Below are 262 nucleotides of genomic sequence, written 5' to 3'. Positions count from 1 at the left end.
GCGAACTCGCCGAGCATGGCTGGAGTGACCTTCTTTATGCCGCAGCCCTTCTGAGCACGTCGTTGAAATCCTCGCCCGTCGGCGCCCAGGCGGCGCGCACGTCGAGATCCGGCCGACCCGCACGGAAGCGGCGCGCAGCGCGCTCCAAGGCCGTTTCAGTGGTGAAGCGGTCGCTGTCCCCATCGCCCAGCAGCCAGATCCGCTGGACACTCGCGGGAATCGGCAGGCCGGGCCGGCTCAGGTCGGGCATGGGGCCCGGCAC

General features: G+C 70.2%; 1 protein-coding gene. It reads right to left on the bottom strand.

Annotated elements, in window-relative coordinates:
* Positions 1-34: 34 nt before the first annotated feature.
* Positions 35-262: hypothetical protein (locus tag KZZ04_RS19640; protein ID WP_219423949.1), on the bottom strand; the 228-nt coding region annotated here is incomplete at its 5' end.

This window comes from Pseudoalteromonas sp. CR1 (assembly GCF_019392235.1).
GTDB lineage: Bacteria > Pseudomonadota > Gammaproteobacteria > Enterobacterales > Alteromonadaceae > Pseudoalteromonas.
The sequence above is the reverse complement of the archived record's forward strand: the minus strand, read 5'-3'. Positions and strand labels throughout refer to the sequence as shown.